This is a genomic window from Pseudonocardia kujensis, from assembly GCF_021283305.1.
GTDB lineage: Bacteria > Actinomycetota > Actinomycetes > Mycobacteriales > Pseudonocardiaceae > Pseudonocardia > Pseudonocardia kujensis.
This window is the reverse complement of sequence record NZ_JAJSOK010000018.1, coordinates 24,974-43,822: the sequence shown is the minus strand read 5'-3', so window position 1 is coordinate 43,822 and position 18,849 is coordinate 24,974. Positions and strand designations below refer to the sequence as shown.

The following is an 18,849-nucleotide window of genomic DNA, read 5'->3' as shown; positions in this document are numbered from 1 at the left end:
TCAGGCCTGGCTCGGGGTGCCCTCGACCGCCGGCGCAGCGGGCGTCGTCGGCGCGGACGAGGGCGCAGCGGGCGTCGTCGGTGCGGAGGAGCTCGACCGGGCGACCCGGAGCAGTGCGATCGTCGCGACCGCGCCGACGACCGCCGGGATCGCGAAGAACCGGAACATCGACTCCGGCGCCCAGCCCGCCTGCAGCAGGAACCCGGCGAGCAGCGGGGAGAACACCGCCCCGAGCCGGCTCACCGCCACCGCGATGCCGAGCGCGGTGGCCCGGGACTCGGCCGGGTAGATGATCGGGACGATGACGTTGACACCCGACACCGTGCCGTTGAGCAGCAGCCCGACCAGCACGCCGACGATCAGCGCCGTGGCCAGGGCGCCCAGCGAGAACGAGTACAGCACCAGCGCCAGTGCCCCCAGGGCGAAGTAGGCCGCGGTGAGCATGCGGGGCTCGACCCGGGTGGCGAGGACACCGAGCAGTGCCGCGCCGCACACTCCGCCGATGCTGAACAGCACGCCGCCGCTGATGCCCTGCTGCGCGGACAGGCCCGCCTGCAGCAGCAGGGTCGGCGTCCAGGAGCTGGCGAAGTAGTACACGGTCTGGGCCGCGATGAACGCGATCCACACCAGCACCGTGCGCACCGCGTTGCGCCCCTGGAACAGCGACTCGAGAGCCACTTTCCGCGGCGCCACGGACGCGGCCGGGAGCTCCTCGACCGGGGCGTGGCCGATCTGGACGAGGATCCGGTTCAGCCGGGCGAGGGCGTCGCGCGGGCGCGCCGCGACCAGGTAGTCCATCGACTCCGGGAGGGCCCGCAGCCCGACCAGGAAGAGGATGGCCGTGGCCACCGCACCGAGGACGAACACCGAGCGCCACCCGAACGGCCCGATCAGCAGGCTTGCGGCGATACCGGCGATGATGGCGCCCAGCCCGTAGCCGCACGTGATCAGTGCGACCGAGAGGCCACGACGCTTGTGGCTCGAGTACTCCGAGGCCAGCACCGGCAGGCAGGCCGCCATCAGCCCCACCGCGATGCCCGTCACCACGCGGGTGGCGACGAGCTGGCCGAAGTTCTGCGCGAACGCGGCGGCCAGCATGCCCAGCGAGGCCAGGACCAGCCCGCCCAGCACGAGCTTGCGCCGGCCGACCCGGTCCGCGAGCGGGGCCAGGAACAGCGCCCCGAACGCCATGCCCGCGAGGCCGCTGCTCAGCAGGACCCCGACCAGCGAGGCCTGCAGGCCCCATTCCTTGGTGACCGTCGGTCCGACGAACGACGTGACCAGGAGGTCGAACCCGTCGACCAGGTTCATCACGAGGCACAGGGCGACCGCCCTGGTCTGCGCTCTGCTCATGGGCGCGCTCTTGACCTGCTCGAGAATGCTCAAAGGAACCTCGCTTCGTTGCGACGCAGGAACCGGGCCACACGGGTGCAGCACGGGTGGTGGAGGTCGGTCGACACGCAGGGCGAACCTCTGTATGTAACGCTCACTCTACAATCTTCCGGTCCCCGTGACCAGCCCTTGAGGTCCAGTTGAGATAGAACGTTCGGTCTTGACAGGCGCCGAACAGCTCTGCCAGGGTCGAGACAGAACGTTCTTTCCCCGCATGTCGCCGATGCGGCGCTGTTCGCCGTCCCGCCGCCTCGCTCCTCACCGAAGGAGAACTGTCGTGAGCACTGCCGTCTCCCCCGCCCTCACCGGGTTCGCGCCCGCGCTGCGGCGGCTGTATTTCGTCCGGTTCGGGTTCGCCATCGTGTGGGCGGTCCTCGTGTTCCTGACCGGCGGTCACCTCGGGCCGGTGGTCGCCGTCCTCGTCGTGCTGTATCCGCTGTTCGACGTCGCTGCCGCCGTCGTCGACGCCCGGGTCTCGAAGTCCAGCCCCTCGTCGCGCGGGCTCTACCTGAACATCGCGATGAGCCTGCTCGCTGCGATCGGCCTCGGCATCGCGCTGACCTCCGGCATCCCCGCGGTCCTGCGGGTCTGGGGTGTCTGGGCCGTCGTCGCCGGCCTCATCCAGCTGATCGTCGCCATCAGCCGCCGCGCGATGGGCGGGCAGTGGCCGATGATCCTCAGCGGTGCCCTCTCCGTCCTCGCCGGTGCCTCGTTCGCCCTCATGGCCGGCCAGTCGGCTCCCTCGCTGATGGGCATCGCCGGCTACGCCACGCTCGGCGGCCTCTTCTTCCTCGCCTCGGCGCTGCGTCTCGGCCGCGCCGCTCGCCCCACGACCACTCCGGAGCACTGACATGAGCACCACCAACACCACCTTCGACGTCGTCGTGATCGGCGCGGGGCCCGTGGGCGAGAACGTCGCCGACCGGATCGTCCGCAGTGGTCTGACGGCGGCCGTCGTGGAGCGCGAGCTCGTCGGCGGCGAGTGCTCCTACTGGGCCTGCATGCCCACCAAGGCGTTGCTGCGCAGCACCTCGGCACTGCGCGCGGCGAACCGGCTCCCCGGCGCCCGCGAAGCGATCACCGGCGAGGTCGACGTCGCGGCCGTGCTGCGCCGGCGCGACGGGTTCGCCTCGAACTGGAAGGACGACGGTCAGGTCACCTGGCTCGACGGCGCGGGTATCCCGCTCGTCCGCGGCCACGGACGGCTGGCCGGCCCCCGAGTCGTCGAGGTGACCGATGCCGACGGTGGTGTCGTGGCACTCTCCGCCCGGCACGCCGTGGTCGTCGCCACCGGCAGCAGCGCGCTGCTGCCCGACCTCCCCGGCCTGCGCGAGGCCCAGGTGTGGTCCAGCCGCGAGGCCGTCTCCGCCCGGTCGGTGCCCCGCCGGTTCGGCATCGTCGGCGGCGGCGTGGTCGCCGGCGAGATGGCCACGGCGTTCGCCGCGCTCGGGAGCACCGTCACCGTGCTCGCCCGCGACGGGGTGCTGCCCACCAACGAGCCCTTCGCCGGCGAGCAGGTCGTGGCGGCGCTGCGCGAGGCAGGCGTCTCGGTGCACGAGGGCGCCGAGGTCACCCAGGTCCGCCGCGACGGCAACGGCGAGGTGCACCTCACCGTGACCGACGGCGGAGAGTTCGTCGTCGACGAGGTCCTCGTCGCGATCGGCCGCGTGCCCAACACCCAGGACATCGGCCTGGACACGGTCGGCCTGGAGCCCGGCCAGTGGCTCACGGTCGACGGCAGCCTACGGGTCCTCGACGAGTCCGGCGCCCCGCTCGGCGACGGCTGGCTCTACGCCGCCGGCGACGCCAACCGGCGCGCCCTGGTCACCCACCAGGGCAAGTACCAGGCCCGCGTCGTCGGCGACATCATCACCGCCCGCGCCCGAGGGCTCGGGATCGACGACGCGCCGTGGGGCGCCCAGGCGGTCACCGCCGACGAGCGGGCCGTGCCCCAGGTCGTGTTCACCGAGCCGGAGGTCGCCACGGTCGGCCTCACCGCGGCCGGCGCGGCCGCCGCGGGTCTGCGCACCCGCGTCGTCGACTACGACCTCGGCGCCGTCGCCGGGTCCGTCCTGCACGCCGAGGGCTACCGCGGCCGGGCCCGGATGGTCGTCGACGAGGACCGCGGCGTGCTCGTCGGTGTGACCTTCGTCGGCCCCGACGTCGCGGAGCTCCTGCACGCCGCGACGATCGCCGTCGCCGCCGAGGTCCCGATCGCCCGTCTCCGGCACGCCGTGCCCGCGTACCCGACGGTCAGCGAGATCTGGCTGCGGCTGCTCGAGACCTACGAGGGCCAGATCCGGGCCGAGGAGCCGGACCGGGCCGAGAAGAAGTCGGCGGCGGCCTGACGCCGGCACACCCGGGGCAGCCTGTACCTCCCCGGCTGGTTCCGGCCCCCGGCCGGCACCGTTGCCGGTACCCGGACGACCGGCCCCTTCCGGACCCGGATACCGCCGTCGCGGGCCGAGACCCGCTCAGACTGACCGCAATCCACAGAAGATCGAGGGAGAGCCATGCCCACCAAGATCACCTTTGTCATCGACAATCCCGAGGCCCCCCGGGCGTTCGAGCCCGTCTACGAGAACGTGCGGACGATCGCGGCGACGTTCCCGAAGCTCCGGCGCCTCGAGTCCGCCAAGGTCTGGCCGAAGGAGGACGGCACGCCGACGCCGGCGTACCGGACGCTCGACCTGTACTTCGAGAGCTACGACGACGCGTCCGCTGCCACCGCCACCCCCGCTGCGGCGCAGCTGTTCGGCGCTCTCGTGGAGAGCAAGGTGACCTTCACGGGCCTCTTCTCCGACATCGAGTGAGCGGCGGCCGCGGCCCGCAGGCAGGTGGGCCGCGGCTACGGTCAGACGACGGGGACGTCGGCCGGGTCCTTGCCGCCGACACCGGGGAAGTCGATCGGCGAGGTCGGGGACTCGTACTGCAGCTGCGGCACGTGCCGCCGCTTGGCGACCTTCCAGCCGGACGGCTCGCGGACGAGCTCGTCGGTCACCCGGACCCACCGCACCAGCACGACCGGGTCGTCCCGGAGCGCCATCGTGGCGCAGAGGTGCACGTCCAGCGACGCGGTGTCCCCGTCGACGGTGATCCGCGGGCTGCTGATGCTGTGGTCGATGAAGCCGAAGGGCTCCAGGGAGGACACGAAGGTGTCCGCGAACTCGTGGCCGGTGAACCGGCGCAGACCACCGAAGTAGGACAGATCGGCGTCCGGCGTGAAGCAGCTCCGCATGAGCTCCTCGTCCCGACGGTCCATCGCGTGCGTGTAGCGCTCGAGGACCTCGCGCACGGCGAGCCGGTCGATGAGGTCGCCGTCCTGCACCGCTCTCGTCGACGTCGACGGGGTGACTGTCATCCGGCCGTTCTCCTTCCGTGGGTGCCGTCGGCACGCGGCGATACTAATTCAGCTACCGAAGACATCACAAGCATGCTTGCATTGGGGTATCCGCTCGGTTAGCGTCCCGTCGACCGTGCAGCCGCGCCCGTCGCCTGCCTCATCGCCTCGAAGGAGAGGTCGCCATGTCGGCACCGTCCGAAGCGGAATCCCCACGTGCAAGTACGGTGCGCCGCACCACCCTGGCCGCCGCGATCGGCAACACCGTCGAGAACTACGACTACGCGGTGTACGGCCTGGTGGCCACCGTGCTGGCGAAGAACTTCTTCCCCCACTCGACACCCGGCGCCGCCCTGCTGTCGACGTTCGCGGTGTTCGCCGCCGCGTTCGTGATCCGCCCGGTCGGTGCCCTGCTCCTGGGCCCGCTGGCCGACCGCATCGGCCGCAAGCCCACACTGGTGCTGACGCTCGTCGGCATGGCCGTGGTCAGTACGCTGATCGGCCTGCTGCCGACCGCCGGGACGATCGGCGTCGCCGCGCCCGTCCTGCTCGTCCTCCTCCGGACGATGCAGGGACTCGCGGCCGGCGGGGAGTACGGCACCGCGATCATCTACGCCGCCGAGTTCGCCCCCGCGAACCGGAAGGGCGAGATGGCGAGCCGCGTGCAGATGGGAAGCCTCACCGGCCTGCTCCTCGGTGCGATCATCGTGGTCGGGCTGAGCCTGGGCCTCGGGCCGGAGGCCATGCAGGCCTGGGGCTGGCGGGTGCCGTTCCTGCTGGCGCTCCCGTTGGGGGCGATCGGGCTCTACCTGCGGAGCCGGCTGGGCGAGACCCCCGAGTTCACGGAGGTCCAGGAGGTCGCGCGGGACCTACCTGCGGTCGACCGGAAGCTGTGGCGGGGCCTGCTGCTGGTCGGCGTGGCCGCCACCCACGCCGTGGGCTTCTACCTGGCGTTCACCTACGTGCAGAACCTGATCATCCAGCTGAGGTTCTCCCTCGTCACGGCGACGGTCGTGATCGCCGTCGCCCTGGTCGTCGGGATCGGGCTGGTCCTCGCGGGAGGCCGGGTGTCGGACCGGATCGGGCGCCGCCCCGCGCTGCTCCTCGCCACCGCGGTGATCATCGTCGCCTCGTACCCGCTGATGGCCGGGCTGACGTCGTCGACCGACCCGTGGGTGCTCGGGGTCTTCGCGGTGCTGTTGGCCGCCGCCCCGTCCTTCTACACGGGCATCGCCCCCATCACCTACATCGAGCTGTTCCCGGTGCACGCCCGCGGCATCGGCGTGTCACTGGCCTTCAACATCTCGGTCGCCGTCTTCGGGGGAACCGTCCTGTACGTGACCCAGTGGCTGGTTCAGACGACCGGGGACAACCGGGCCGGCGCGTTCGTCCTGATCGGGTCGGCCGTGCTCAGCGGCCTGACCGCACTCGCTCTGCCCTCCGTCCTGGCACCCCGGGTGCGGCGCACGGCGGCGACGGTGGCGCCCGGGGGGGCCTGACGCTCAGTCGCGGCCCGCGCGGCGCGCCTCTTTGATCTCGGTCTCGACCGCCACGGCACAGCGTCGCAGGGTCGCGACGAGCTCGGGGAACTGGCCGGGCTCGAGCATGCCGCCGAGCGTCGACTCGATCTTGTCGACCTCGGCGGCCATCTCGGTGAGACTGGTCCGGCCCTCCGCGGTCAGCGCCAGCGACATGGCCCGCTCGCTCTCGGGGTGCGGGCTCCGGTCCACCCACCCCCGGCGCTCGAGCTCGGCGACGATCCGGGTCATCGTCTGGGGTTTGACGAAGCAGCGGCGGGACAGCTGGGCCAGCGAGAGGTTGGGCTGCCGCTCGAGGATCTTGAGGGCCGCATAGCCGGACAGCGTCATCCGCCAGGGCTTGAGCCGCATCGCTCCGATGTTCGCCACGGCCCTCTCGAGGCGGGTGACCGCATCGGTGAGGTAGTCCGGCTGGCCCGCCGCTGTGTCCACGCAACAAGCTTAGACAGCATCCTGACAACTGGAGGTTCTGACATGCCCGGCTCGACCACCACCTCCGCACCGACGGTTGACCTCACCCTCGACGACGCCCTCCGGACCCTGACCGAGGCACTTCTCGCCGCCGGCTACACGGCGGAGGAGGCCGCCGTCATCGCGGACCATCTCCTGGACTGCGAGCTGCGCGGGCTGTCCTACGCCGGACTGGCCCGCGCGGTGTCGATCATCGAGCGTCTCCGCACCACGGAGCCGCCGCAGCCGATCCGGGTCGAGCGGGAGACCCCTGTCTCGGCGGCACTGGACGGCGGCGACCAGGTCGGCTACCTCGTCGCGGCCCACGCGATCGAGCTCGGCCTGGAGAAGGCACGCGCCCAGGGAATGGCCGTGGTCGGCGCCCGCCGGACCTGGTACACGGGGATGTTCTCGTACTACCTCGAGGGCGTCGTCGATGCCGGGTTCGTCGGGATGATCGCGGGCAGCGGCCCCGCGGTCGTCGCCCCGTACGGGGGCAGCGAGGCCCGGTTCAGCACCAACCCGATCGCCTTCGGCTTCCCGACCGCCGACGGCCCAGTCATCTGGGACATCGGCACCTCGTCCATCACCCATGCCGAGGTCACCCTCGCGGCGCGGGTCGGCGAGCCGCTGCCCGAGGGGAAGGCCTACGACCTCGCGGGCCACCCGACCACCGATCCCGCCGCGGCCCTGCAGGGCGCCTTCGCCGTGTGGGGCGGCCACAAGGGATCCGGTCTCGCCCTCGTCGTCCACCTGCTCGGCATGCTCGCCGGTGCCTCGGCGGCCCCCGAGGGCGTCTCCGACTGCGGCTTCCTGGCCGTGATCGTCGACCCGGCCGCCCTCGGCGACGCCGCGGACTTCCGTGCGCGCGCCGCGGCCTTCGCCGACTCCGTGCGCGCCACCCGTCCGCTCGAGGGCGGAGCGGCGGTTCGGGTTCCCTTCGACCGCTCGGCCGCGCTCCGGACGGCGACCCGCCGCCGCGGGACGATCGAGGTGACGGCGCCGGTGGTGGACACCCTGCGGCGGATGGCCCTCGAAAAATAGCCAGCATGCTTATATAGTGACAGCATTCTGCTACAAGGAGGGTGAGTCATGGTCGACTTCTTCACGGGGCTCCAGCCGCTCGAACCGGGCGAGAGCGACCCCGCCCGGTTGGCCGAGCGGGTCCGTGAGCTCGATGCGTCGGAGGCGATCGACCGGGTACTGGTCGGGTACTCGTCGATCTGGCCGCACAACCATGCGACGGCGCCGTACATGCTGGCGATGACCGAGAAGTTCTCGCCGATCGTCGCCCACCGCCCGGGGGTGATGGCCCCGACGGCGGCGGCCCGGTACTTCGCCACGCTGGACGTGCTGGCCCGCGGCCGACTGGCGATCAACGTCGTGGTCGGGGGCTCGGACAGGGACCTCCACCGCGAGAGCGACGACACCCCGAAGTCCGAGCGCTACGAGCGGGCGGTCGAGTACCTCGATCTCGTCCGCCGGACCTGGACCGAACCGTCGTCGTTCGACCACGAGGGCCGGTTCTACCGCGCGGAGGCCGTCAAGATCCTCACCCGGCCGGTCCAGGGCCAGGTCCCGATCTTCATGGGCGGGGAGAGCGACGCCGCGATCGACTTCGGCGCCCGGCACGCCGACCTGTACATGCTCTGGGGCGAACCGTTCGCCGGGACGCGGGAGCGCATCGCCCGGGTCCGCGCCGCCGCGGACGGGTACGCGCGGCCGATGGAGTTCTCGCTGAGCCTGCGGCTGTTCCTCGGCGAGACCGAGGACGACGCGTGGGCGAAGGCCCGGGCCGTCGAGCGGCAGATCGCCGACGCCCAGGGCGGCCACACCTTCCTCCGCTCCTCGGCCACCGACAACTCCGTCGGACGCCAGCGGGCGCTGGCGCTGACCGACGAGGAGCTGCACGACACCTGCTTCTGGACCGGGCTGACCAAGCTGCTGGGCGGGTTCGCCAACTCCCAGGCGCTGGTCGGTACGGAGGAGCAGGTCCTGGACACCCTCGGCACCTACCACGACCTGGGGGTCGGGACCTTCCTGGTGACCACCGGCGCGGAGGCCGGCTGGGATCCTGCACTGGAGGACTTCCTGCTGCGCGCCAAGAAGGAGCTCTGACCGTGCTCGACCTGCAATCCCTGGGCGGCGGGACCGTCGGCGGGGTGCTCGCCGACCGTGCGTCCCGCACTCCCGGCAAGCCGGCCCTGGTCTTCGAGGACGAGCACCTCAGCTATGCCGAGCTCGACGCCGCGGCGTCCGCGGTGGCCCGCGGCCTGCTCGGCCTGGGCGTCGCGCCCGGCACGTCCGTCGGGGTGTTCCTGTCGAACCGCGTCGAGACGCTCGTCGCGTACTTCGGGATCGCCCGGGCGGGTCTTGTCGAGGTCCCGGTGAACACCGCCTACAAGGGCACCTTCCTCCACCACGCGCTGGGCCACACCGACGTGCAGGTCCTGCTCACCGAACCCGGCCTGCTCGACCTGGTCGCCGAGCTGCCGCAGCGCCCTCCCGCCCTGCACACGGTCGTCCTCGTCGCCGACTCCGTCCCGGCCGGGGTGTCGCTGCCCGGCGTCGAGATCCTCACCTGGCACGCCATGCTCGCCCGCGGCGACGCGGGAGGCGTGTTCCCCGAGGTCGGCATCGACGATCCCGTGGGGATCATGCTGACCTCCGGGACCACCGGCCGCAGCAAGGGCGCGATCTATCCGTCGCTCATGCCCGTCGTCGCCGCCCACGAGTTCGCCGTGGCGATGGAGACCACCGCCGACGAGCGGCTCTACACCTGCCTGCCCCTGTTCCACGGCGCGGCGAAGGTCAACATCTCCCTGCACGGCATCGTCGCGGGCGCCACCGTCGTGCTCGGCCGCCGCTTCAGCGCGAGCCGGTTCTGGGACGAGATCCGCCGGCACGAGGTCACCCAGTTCAACGCCCTCGGCTCGATCCTGCCCATGCTGCTCGCCCGGCCCCGGTCGGACCGCGACCGCGACCACCCTGCCCGGAAGGTCTTCGCCGCTCCCGCCCCTCCCCCGGTCCTCACGGCCACCGAGGAGCGCTTCGGGGTGCACGTCGTGGAGGGCTACGGCCTCACCGAGATCAAGACGATCGTCTGGAACCCGATCCGGGAGCGCAAGATCGGCTCGATGGGCCTCCCGTCCGCCACGACCCTGCTCGAGGTGCACGACGACCTCGGCTTCCCGGTCCCGCCCGGTCAGGTCGGCGAGATCGTCTACCGACCCCGCGTCCCGCACGTCATGTTCTCCGGCTACCACCGCCAGCCCGAGGCCACCGTGGAGACCTCGCGCGACCTCTGGTGGCACACCGGGGACCTCGGCTTCACCGACGCCGACGGCTACTTCTACTTCGTCGACCGGAAGAAGGACGCCCTGCGCCGCCGCGGCGAGAACGTGTCCTCCCAGGAGGTCGAGACCGTTCTGCTGGACCACCCCGCCGTCGCCGAGGCCGCCGCCATCGGCGTCGCCTCCGACCTCGGGGAGCAGGAGGTCATGGCCGTGGTCCAGGTTGCCGAGGGCGCCGAGCTCGACCTGAAGGACCTCTTCGCGCACTGCGACCGGGCCCTGCCGCACTTCATGGTGCCCCGCTACTACCGGGTCGTCGAACGGTTCCCGGCCACCCCCACCGGCAAGGTCCGCAAGGCGGTGCTGCGGGAGACCGGGCTCACCGACGACTCGTGGGACGCCGAGGCCGCGGGCCTGACCCCCACCCGGCTCCGGTGAACCCCGTGCGCCTGCGGGAGATCGCGCCCCGACTGACCTTCCAGGCCCATCCGGTACCCACGGAGCTGAAGGTCGAGCTCGTGCGGCGGCTCGTCCACGCGGGGATCCGGGACTTCGAGCTGTCCTCCTTCGTGCGCCCGGATCTCGTCCCGGGCCTCGCCGACGCCGCCGAGGTGTTCGGCGCGGTGCGCGGGGTGCCCGGGCTGACCCTGGGCTGCTGCATCGGCAACGAGCGCGGTCTGCGCGCCGCCGCCGACGCGGGCGCGGACTCCGCCGCCTTCCTGCTCTCGGCGGACGAGGGCTTCGCCCGGGCCAACATCGGGCGCAGCACCGCCGAGTCCCTGGTCGAGCTCGAACGCCTCGCCGGCATCGCCGCGAACCTGGGGATCGCCCTCGGCACCTACGTCATCTTCGCGTGGGGTGGGCCCACCGGTCCCGCCCGTGGCCCCGCGGAGCTCGAGCCGATCGCGCGCCGGCTCGTCGACGTCGGGGTCACCGACTGGGTCCTCGCCGACTCGTTCGGCTACGCCGCCCCGCCGCAGATCCGCGAGCTGGTCGGCGTGGCCTCCCGCCACGTGCCCCTGGAGTCGCTCACCGTCCAGGTCCACGACAACCGGGGGCTCGGGGTCGCGAACGTCCTCGCCCTCGCCGATCTCGGCGTCGGCACCATCGACGTCTCGCTCGCCGGGAGCGGTGGCCACCCCGCGATGCCGGGCCAACGGGGCGGCGGGGTCTGCACCGAGGACGCCGCACAGGCCCTCGCGCTCACCGGGCACGAGACCGGCCTCGACCTCGCCGCCCTCGTCGCCACCGCCAACTGGCTGGCGGACGCCGGGGTGCCCGGCCTGGGCTTCGTCCGCCACGTCGGACCGGTGCCCCGATCGGCGCAGGCACCGGCGGCACTGACCTTCGCCTGGAACAACCCGACACACGAAAGCGAGCCAGCACAGTGACGACACTCCCGACCGTCGACGGCCTGCGGACCGGAGACCGGCGCTACCTCATCTCGGTGATCGACGGACCGAACGTCTCCAACCTCGCGCGCCGGAGCAAGCGGATGTACGGCCCCGACGTCTCCGCGGAGGGCCTCGGGAAGTTCACCGAGGAGTGGGGCGCGCGGCTCGGCGTCGAGATCGAGCGGTTCCTGTCGAACCACGAGGGCGACATCCTCGAATACATCCACGAGTCGGGTGATCGGGTCGACGGCTACCTGGTCAACCCGGCCGGCCTGACCACTACCAGCCAGTCCGTGCCGTTCGCCCTCTACGACACCGGCAAGCCCGTGGTCGAGGTGCACTTCGCCAACATCAGGGCATCGGCGGCGACCGCTCGCGGCCCGGTCTACGGCCCGGGCGAGTCCACCTTCACCCCGTACGTGTCCGGCCAGTTCATGGGCATGCGCGAGTACAGCTACCCGGGCGCGCTGCTGTCCCTGGTGCTCGCACTGGACGACGAGACCTTCTTCGGCGCCAAGCCCGAGTGACCCCGATCAGCAACGGGATCACGGCCGAGGACGTCCTCGCCCGCATCCGCGAGGACCGGGGACACCATCCCGAGGTGTTCGAGGTCGCCGCCCGCTTCGATCCGCAGGCCCTGCTGGACTTCCACGCGAGCCACCAGCACGCGATGGGGCCCGGCACCTCGCTGTCGGAGCCGGTGCGGCAGCTCGTCCTGCTCGCCCTGGACGCGGCCGCCCACTTCCACGGGGGCTGCCGCTTCCACATGCTGGAGGCGCTGCGGGCCGGGGTGGAGCCCGAGCAGATCGTGGAGACGTTGCGGCTCACCGGGCTGACCGGCGGCTACCACGTGCCCCTCGTCGCCTACCCCCTGCTCGCCGAGGCGCTGGCCGAGTTCGAGGCCGAGTGTCCGACGGGGCCCTGACCACCCACGACGGAGCGGTCGGCCGCGCAGTGCGGCCGACCGCTCTGCCGCGTCGGCACTCAGGGGACGTTCTCCCCGATGTCCTTCATCCTGCTCTGCGGGCTCACCGGCGATCTGCGCCTTCGAGGTCAGCCACGTCCCGATCGTCAAGGCCCTCTGACGGCCGGAAAGGTGACCACGTTGCCGACCACCGCCCCCGCCGAACCCCGCCGGCTCCGCCGGGCATGCTGCGCGCGCCCGGCGTCGACGACGGGATCAGCGCCCATCTCTTCCGCCGGACCAACGGGCACCCCGAGGGCGCCGAGCTCACCCACCACGACCTGGCCTCGAACGCCGCCCGGTGTCACCACACCTATGCCTTGAGGCGGGCCAGGTCCAGCGCCACGTCGACGATCATGTCCTCCTGCCCGCCCACGAGACCGCGCCTGCCGACCTCGACGAGGATGTCCCGGGTGTCGAGATCGTGCTCGGCAGCGGCGCGCTCGGCGTGGCGCAGGAAGCTGGAGTACACGCCGGCGTAGCCGAGGGTCAGGGTCTCCCGGTCGACCCGGACGGGGCGGTCCTGCAGCGGTCGGACGATGTCCTCCGCCGCGTCCTGGAGCGCGAAGAGGTCGCACCCGTGCTGCCAGCCGTGCAGGTTCGCCACGGCGATGAACGCCTCGATCGGACAGTTCCCCGCCCCGGCGCCCTGGCCGGCGAGGGAGGCGTCGACCCGGGTCACGCCCTCCTCGACCGCGACGACGGAGTTCGCCACGGACAGGGACAGGTTCTCGTGGGCGTGGATGCCGATCTGCGTGGTCGGGTCGAGGACGTCACGGTAGGCCCGGATGCGGTCGCGGACATCACCCATGGTCAGCCGCCCGCCGGAGTCGGTCACGTAGACGCAGTGGGCGCCGGCGTCCTCCATGATGACCGCCTGCTTGGCCAGGTCGGCGGCAGGCGCCATGTGGGACATCATCAGGAACCCGGAGACGTCCATGCCCAGCTCGCGGGCCTTCCCGATGTGCTGGATCGCGATGTCGGCCTCCGTGGCGTGGGTGGCCACGCGGACCGAGCGGACGCCGAGGTCGAAGGCCTTCTGCAGCTCGTGGACGGTGGCGATGCCGGGCAGCACGAGCGAGGTGAGCACGGCGTGCTCGACGACCTCCGCCGCGGCGGAGATCCACTCCCAGTCCGTGTTGCTCCCCGGGCCGTAGGTGAGGCTCGCGCCGGCGAGGCCGTCGCCGTGCGCGACCTCGATCGCGTCGACGCCGGCGGCATCGAGCGCGGCCGCGATCCTGCGCAGGTCCGCGGGGTCGAGACGGTGCCGGATGGCGTGCATGCCGTCCCGGAGCGTGACGTCCTGGATGTAGAGGAGCGGCGCCGCGTTCGCGGTCATCGGACGACCTCCGTCTGTCGGGCGGTGGCGAGGAGTTCGGCGGTCCGCAGCGCGGCCGACGTCATGATGTCGAGGTTCCCGGCGTAGGCGGGCAGGTAGTGCGCGGCCCCCTCGACCTCGAGGAAGACCGACACCTTCCACTGCGGACGCGGTCCTTCGGAGCCGACGAGGGTGTGCAGCGGCTCGTCGTCCGGGATCGCGGTGATCTGGACCTCCTGCTTGAGCCGGTAGCCGGGCACGTAGCGCGCGACCTCCTCGACCATCGCCGTCACCGCCGAGCGGATCGCCTCGGGGTCGGCGTCGCCCACCAGGCAGAGCACGGTGTCCCGCATGATCATCGGCGGCTCGGCCGGGTTGAGGACGATGATGGCCTTGCCGCGCTCGGCCCCACCGACGACCTCGATCGCCTTGGACGTGGTCTCGGTGAACTCGTCGATGTTCGCGCGGGTGCCGGGTCCGGCGGACCTCGACGCGATGGACGCCACGATCTCGGCGTACCGGACCGGTGCGACCCGCGACACGGCGGCGACCATCGGGATGGTGGCCTGCCCACCGCACGTGACCATGTTGACGTTGCGCGCCCCGGCGTGCTGCTCGAGGTTCACCGCCGGGACCACGAACGGGCCGATCGCCGCGGGCGTGAGGTCGACGAGGACCTTGCCGTACGGCGCGAGCTTCGCCGCGTTCGCGACGTGCGCGCGGGCCGAGGTGGCGTCGAAGACGATGTCGATCCGGTCGAAGCCGGGCAGGTCGATCAGCCCGTCGACACCGTCGGACGTGGCCGGGATGCCCAGGCGGGTGGCCCGAGCGAGGCCGTCGGAAGCCGGGTCGATGCCGACCATCGCGCCCATCTCGAGCGACTCCGACAGCCGGATGACCTTCATCATCAGGTCGGAGCCGATGTTGCCGGACCCGATGATCGCCACGCGGGTCCTGCCACTTCCCTGGTCGGTCATGCTCGCCCTCCGGTCGTCGGTGCGGTGAAGGCGGCGTGGACGGTGCCCAGGCCGCTGAGCGTCGCGGTGTAGGACGCACCGGGTCGGACGGGGACCATCGGGCCGAGGGCACCGGAGAGGACCACCTCGCCGGCACGGAGCGGCTCGCCGAGCTCGTACGCCGTCCGGGCCAGCCACACCAGTGCCGCGACCGGGTCGCCGAGGCAGTCGGCGCCGGTCCCGGTGCTGACGGTGTCGCCCTCGCCGTCGACCAGGGTCATCTCCACCGTCGTCAGGTCGATGTCGCCCAACGGCCCGTACGCCGGACCGAGCACGTAGAGGCCGCTCGACGCGTTGTCGGCGATCGTGTCGACGATCGTGATGTCCCAGCCCGCGATCCGGCTGTCCACGATCTCCAACGCGGGCACGACCACCGCGACCGCCGCGCGGGCCGACGCCGTGTCGATGTCCTCACCGGCCAGGTCGGCGCCGAGGACGAAGGCGATCTCCGCCTCGATCCGTGGTTGGAGCAGCCGTTCGATGGCGATCGGCTCGTCCTCCCCACAGGCCATGTCGTCGAAGAGCACGCCGAAGTCGGGCCGGTCGACCCCGAGCTGCGCCTGGACCGCAGCAGCGGTGAGGCCGATCTTCCGCCCGGTGACGCGCCGCGCCTGAGCGAGGCGGGCCCGTGTGAGCGTGCTCTGTACCGCGTAGCCGATCTCGACGGACTGCTCGGGCAGGAGCTGTCGGACGGGAGCGCACGGGACCCCGGTCGCCGCGGCCTGCAGGAGCTGATCGGCCGCGGCACGGATTCCGTTGCTGAGGAGTGTGCCGGTCATGGCTGGACCTTCCCCCGCGGCGCGGGTCATCCTGAAGCAATGCATTCCACGGTACGGAACGGTACGCCGACGATGCTCGGTCGGGCGCTGACCCTGCTCTCGGCATTCCGGCCGGGCGAGCCCGAGCTCGGGCTCGCGGAGCTCGCGAGGCGGACCGGGATCGCCAAGCCGACGGCGCACCGCCTGCTCGGAGAGCTCGAGCGCTGGGCCATGGTGGAGCGCGTGGGTCGTGCCTATCGGTTGGGCCTGCGGCTGTTCGAGCTCGGCCAGCTCGTCCCGCAGCAGCGCGACCTGCAGGAGACGGCCAGTCCCTTCCTCGCGGACCTGTTCGAGGCCACCCACGAGACCGTTCACCTCGCGGTGCCGGACGGTGCCGAGGTGGTCTACGTCCACAAGCTGTCGGCTGCCGGCGCACCGGAGATTCCGTCGCGACTCGGTGGGCGCATGCCGGCCCACTGCACGGCCGTCGGCAAGGCACTGCTGGCCTTCGGGCCTCCGGAACGCCTCACGGCAGTGCTCGAAGCCGGGCTGACCAGGAGGACCCCTCGCACCGTGATCCTCCCGGGTCTTCTCGGCCGTGAGCTCGAGGAGGTCCGCCGCAGCGGGATCGCCGAGGAGCACGAGGAATCCGCGCCCGGAGTGGCCTGTGTCGCAGCGCCGGTACTCGGCCCGACCGGGACCGCGGTCGCCGCCGTCTCGATCGCCGGCTGGGTGAACCGGCTCAGGCCGGCGCGGGTCACAGCGGCCGTCTCCACCACCGCACGTGCCCTGACCCGGACCCTCGGCGGCCCACTTCTCGGCGCTCGCCGCTGATCCCCGGCAACGAGCCGGTCGCCGCGCCGAGGATTGTCGAACCGGCTCGCACACGGGCGAGCCTGCTCGTCCCGGCCGGCCTCGTTCGTGCAGGAGCAGAGCCGGAAACTGGACGGCCTCCACGCTGCGGCAACGGGAGCGGGCCGTACGGTCCGTCTGTGATGACGCTCCGAACCGACTCGGCATCCGGCAGCGACCAGCGCTCGCGCCGACCCGGATCCAGGTGACCGACACGACCATGCAGACGACACCGATCACCGCCGAGCTCGTGCGCGGGGCGCTGGAGCTGGAGCACCGGGTCTGGCTGCACCACGGCAGTTCGATCAGCCACGGGTCGAACGCCGCGAGCGCGTCGACGACCTGGCCCGCGCTGGCCGCCGCTGCGGGAGGGGTCGAGCTCGTCAACCTCGGGTTCGGCGGCAGTGCCATGGTGGACCAGTTCACCGCTCGCGTCCTCCGTGACACCCCGGCGGACCTGATCAGTGTCAAGCTCGGCATCAACGTGGTCAACGGCGACGTGATGCGGCTGCGGGCCTTCGGGTCGGCGGTGCACGGCTTCCTCGACACCATCCGTGACGGTCATCCCGACACCCCGTTGCTCGTGGTGTCCCCGCTGCTCTGCCCGATCCATGAGGACACTCCGGGGCCCGGTGTCGCCGACCTCACCACCGGGACCCTGAGGTTTCGGGCCTCGGGGGATCCCGCCGAGCGAGCCGCGGGCAAACTGACCCTCGCGGTGGTGCGAGAGCAGTTGGCCCGCATCGTCGCGCAGCGCGCTCCGCACGACCCGCACCTGCATCTCCTCGATGGTCGGAGGCTCTACGGCGAGAGCGACGCGGGAGATCTCCCCCTGCCCGACGCGCTCCACCCCGACCCCGCCACCCACCGTCTCATCGGGGAGCGCTTCGCCGCCGCGGCCTTCGCGGAAGGCGGACCTTTCGGCCGGGGATCGGTCGGTGCGCCGCGCTGAACGGAACCGTCGGTCCCGCTCGTCCGGTTACGCCTCGCTCTGCATACTGGCGCGGTCCCCGATCGCCTCGGACAAGATGACGTCGAAGCGTTGGGCGATCGCCTGCAGCGTCGACTCGTCCGCTTCCGAGCGCCGCGCCTCGGCGAACTCGGCGATCAGGTCCAGCAGGTCACGGGCGGTGGTCATCTCTCGTCCCTCCTACATGTCATGGAACGGGGTTCGGGCGCCGCGATGTCACGACAGGCGCGCAGCAGTGGTCGGGCCTTCGATGGCCTCGCCCGAGGCTGCGGCGGCGTGCCCCCGAGGGATCAGGGCGACGAGGAGCGCGCCGAGGAGCGCGGGCGCGGCGAAGGCGTAGAACAGCACCGCAGTGGGGAGCTGCGCGGAGAGCAGGATCCCGCCGTAGACCGGCCCGAGGATGCCGCCGAGCCTCCCGACCGCGAGCGCGGTGCCGATGGCGGTGGCGCGGACGCGGGTCGGGTACCGGCTCGCGATGAAGACGTTGATCAGGATCTGCGTCCCGACCGTGCCGACACCGGCGAGCACGACGGCGAGGTAGAGCACGCCGAGGGGCAGCGGGTAACTCAGTACCGCGATGCCGATCACCGCGAGCAGGAACGACGCCGCCGTCGCGGGCCTGGAGCCGATGCGGTCGGCGAGGCGCCCGACCGCGACCGGTCCGATCGCAGTCCCCACGTTGAGCACGATCAGGAAGGTCAGCGCGGAGCCGAGCTCGTACCCGACGGAGCGCATCAGCTGCGGGAGCCAGGTGTAGAGGCCGAACAGCACCAGCAGCGACGTGAAGGTGGTCAGGCAGAACAGGACCGTCGTCGCGGCGCGGCGACGGGAGAACAATGCGGCGAACCGCCCACGGCCCCCGGCCTGCTCCTCGATCGTGGAGGCGGCGGGTTCGATGACGGCGGGGTCGAGCCCGAGCCGCTGGATCCACCGCTCGGCGGCCTGGTCCCGGCCGCTCGCGCGCAGGTAGACCAGCGACTCCGGAAGGAAGCGGACCGCCAGGGGCAGCACGACGAGGGCGGCCAGGCCCCCGATGAGGTACTCGGCGCGGAAGCCGAGCTCCGGGACGAGGGTGGCCGCGACGACGGCGGCGAGCGCCCCACCGAGCCCGACCCCGACGAAGGCGAGCGCCGTGTTGAGGTTGCGCCGCTGCGGCGGCGAGTACTCGAAGACGAGCGCCGCGATCGAGGGCAGCACGCCCCCGACGCCGATCCCCACGAGGACGCGCCCGACCGCGAACAGCGTCACCCCGGGGGCGAGGCCGCACAGCACCATCGCCAGGGAGAAGACCGCGACGCTGGCGAGGACGAGCCGTCGGCGCCCGAGCAGGTCGGTGAGCAGACCGACCAGGACGGCGCCGACCAGCATCCCGATCGGGGTCAGGCTGCCGAGCAGCCCGGCCCGGGCCACCGTCAGGCCCCAGTCCTGGTCGGCGAGCATGGCCGGCAGGGCGGCGCCGTAGGCGATGACGTCGTACCCCTCGAGCGTCATGCACGCGAGGCAGAGCAGCAGGACGCCGGGCGGTGTCCGCGAGGCCGCCGACGGGGGCACAGAGGAGGACATG

Annotated in this window: 19 protein-coding genes and 1 pseudogene; 12 read left to right on the top strand and 8 right to left on the bottom strand. The window is 72.1% G+C overall.

Annotated elements, in window-relative coordinates:
• Positions 1–1,353, bottom strand: coding sequence for an MFS transporter (locus tag LWC35_RS15060; protein ID WP_232870748.1), 1,353 nt, complete (start codon positions 1,351–1,353; stop codon positions 1–3).
• Positions 1,354–1,669: 316 nt separating this feature from the next.
• Here LWC35_RS15060 and LWC35_RS15055 point away from each other — a divergent pair, with 316 nt between their 5' ends.
• The 3 genes from LWC35_RS15055 to LWC35_RS15045 all read left to right on the top strand — a co-directional run bounded on the left by LWC35_RS15055 (position 1,670) and on the right by LWC35_RS15045 (position 4,205).
• Positions 1,670–2,242, top strand: a complete 573-nt coding sequence (locus tag LWC35_RS15055; protein ID WP_232870747.1) for a hypothetical protein — start codon at positions 1,670–1,672, stop codon at positions 2,240–2,242.
• A gap of 1 nt (position 2,243) precedes the next feature.
• Positions 2,244–3,740: a dihydrolipoyl dehydrogenase family protein gene (locus LWC35_RS15050; protein WP_232870746.1), complete on the top strand. Its 1,497-nt coding sequence runs from the start codon at positions 2,244–2,246 to the stop codon at positions 3,738–3,740.
• A 165-nt stretch (positions 3,741–3,905) separates the two neighbouring features.
• On the top strand, positions 3,906–4,205 hold the full coding sequence (locus LWC35_RS15045) for a hypothetical protein (protein WP_232870745.1): 300 nt from the start codon (positions 3,906–3,908) through the stop codon (positions 4,203–4,205).
• A gap of 41 nt (positions 4,206–4,246) precedes the next feature.
• On the opposite strand, the gene LWC35_RS15040 is transcribed toward LWC35_RS15045, so the two are convergent.
• Entirely contained in the window at positions 4,247–4,753 is a 507-nt protein-coding gene (locus tag LWC35_RS15040) for a nuclear transport factor 2 family protein (protein ID WP_232870744.1), read from the bottom strand.
• A 206-nt stretch (positions 4,754–4,959) separates the two neighbouring features.
• Here LWC35_RS15040 and LWC35_RS15035 point away from each other — a divergent pair, with 206 nt between their 5' ends.
• Entirely contained in the window at positions 4,960–6,231 is a 1,272-nt protein-coding gene (locus LWC35_RS15035) for an MFS transporter (protein WP_232870743.1), read from the top strand.
• A 3-nt stretch (positions 6,232–6,234) separates the two neighbouring features.
• Here LWC35_RS15035 and LWC35_RS15030 read toward each other — a convergent pair whose 3' ends face one another.
• Entirely contained in the window at positions 6,235–6,702 is a 468-nt protein-coding gene (locus LWC35_RS15030) for a MarR family winged helix-turn-helix transcriptional regulator (RefSeq protein ID WP_232870742.1), read from the bottom strand.
• A gap of 42 nt (positions 6,703–6,744) precedes the next feature.
• On the opposite strand from LWC35_RS15030, the gene LWC35_RS15025 reads away from it, so the two are divergent.
• Genes LWC35_RS15025 through LWC35_RS15000 form a run of 6 tightly spaced genes read left to right on the top strand, consistent with a single transcriptional unit; the run spans position 6,745 to position 12,332 of the window.
• A complete protein-coding gene (locus LWC35_RS15025; RefSeq protein ID WP_232870741.1) occupies positions 6,745–7,764 on the top strand; it encodes an Ldh family oxidoreductase in 1,020 nt (339 codons plus the stop codon).
• Positions 7,765–7,812: 48 nt separating this feature from the next.
• Positions 7,813–8,838 (top strand): LLM class flavin-dependent oxidoreductase, encoded by a 1,026-nt coding sequence (locus tag LWC35_RS15020; RefSeq protein ID WP_232870740.1) that lies wholly within the window; start codon positions 7,813–7,815, stop codon positions 8,836–8,838.
• Positions 8,839–8,840: 2 nt separating this feature from the next.
• Positions 8,841–10,451, top strand: coding sequence for an AMP-binding protein (locus tag LWC35_RS15015; RefSeq protein ID WP_232870739.1), 1,611 nt, complete (start codon positions 8,841–8,843; stop codon positions 10,449–10,451).
• Positions 10,448–11,404: a hydroxymethylglutaryl-CoA lyase-like TIM-barrel protein gene (locus LWC35_RS15010; RefSeq protein WP_232870738.1), complete on the top strand. Its 957-nt coding sequence runs from the start codon at positions 10,448–10,450 to the stop codon at positions 11,402–11,404. Before LWC35_RS15015 ends, LWC35_RS15010 begins: the two co-directional genes overlap by 4 nt.
• Positions 11,401–11,934 (top strand): type II 3-dehydroquinate dehydratase, encoded by a 534-nt coding sequence (locus LWC35_RS15005; protein ID WP_232870737.1) that lies wholly within the window; start codon positions 11,401–11,403, stop codon positions 11,932–11,934. The genes LWC35_RS15010 and LWC35_RS15005 overlap by 4 nt, the downstream gene beginning before the upstream one ends.
• Entirely contained in the window at positions 11,931–12,332 is a 402-nt protein-coding gene (locus tag LWC35_RS15000) for a carboxymuconolactone decarboxylase family protein (RefSeq protein WP_232870736.1), read from the top strand. The genes LWC35_RS15005 and LWC35_RS15000 overlap by 4 nt, the downstream gene beginning before the upstream one ends.
• 352 nt (positions 12,333–12,684) lie before the next feature.
• Here the strand turns inward: LWC35_RS15000 and dmpG are convergent, their stop codons facing one another.
• The 3 genes from dmpG to LWC35_RS14985 are packed head-to-tail and all read right to left on the bottom strand — an operon-like array spanning position 12,685 to position 15,484.
• Positions 12,685–13,710, bottom strand: a complete 1,026-nt coding sequence (gene dmpG, locus LWC35_RS14995) for a 4-hydroxy-2-oxovalerate aldolase (RefSeq protein WP_232870735.1) — start codon at positions 13,708–13,710, stop codon at positions 12,685–12,687.
• The gene (locus tag LWC35_RS14990; RefSeq protein ID WP_232870734.1) at positions 13,707–14,666 is read right to left on the bottom strand and encodes an acetaldehyde dehydrogenase (acetylating); all 960 of its coding nucleotides are present in this window, start codon (positions 14,664–14,666) and stop codon (positions 13,707–13,709) included. Before LWC35_RS14990 ends, dmpG begins: the two co-directional genes overlap by 4 nt.
• Entirely contained in the window at positions 14,663–15,484 is an 822-nt protein-coding gene (locus LWC35_RS14985; protein WP_232870733.1) for a 2-keto-4-pentenoate hydratase, read from the bottom strand. Before LWC35_RS14985 ends, LWC35_RS14990 begins: the two co-directional genes overlap by 4 nt.
• Positions 15,485–15,523: 39 nt before the next feature.
• Here LWC35_RS14985 and LWC35_RS14980 point away from each other — a divergent pair, with 39 nt between their 5' ends.
• On the top strand, positions 15,524–16,297 hold the full coding sequence (locus LWC35_RS14980) for an IclR family transcriptional regulator (RefSeq protein WP_232870732.1): 774 nt from the start codon (positions 15,524–15,526) through the stop codon (positions 16,295–16,297).
• A 295-nt stretch (positions 16,298–16,592) separates the two neighbouring features.
• A pseudogene (locus LWC35_RS14975) lies at positions 16,593–17,267 on the top strand (GDSL-type esterase/lipase family protein); the annotation flags it as partial.
• Positions 17,268–17,294: 27 nt separating this feature from the next.
• Here the strand turns inward: LWC35_RS14975 and LWC35_RS14970 are convergent.
• Both LWC35_RS14970 and LWC35_RS14965 read right to left on the bottom strand, forming a co-directional pair.
• Positions 17,295–17,453, bottom strand: coding sequence for a hypothetical protein (locus tag LWC35_RS14970; protein WP_232870731.1), 159 nt, complete (start codon positions 17,451–17,453; stop codon positions 17,295–17,297).
• A gap of 48 nt (positions 17,454–17,501) precedes the next feature.
• The gene (locus LWC35_RS14965) at positions 17,502–18,848 is read right to left on the bottom strand and encodes an MFS transporter (RefSeq protein WP_232870730.1); all 1,347 of its coding nucleotides are present in this window, start codon (positions 18,846–18,848) and stop codon (positions 17,502–17,504) included.
• Between the last annotated feature and the right edge of the window lies 1 nt (position 18,849).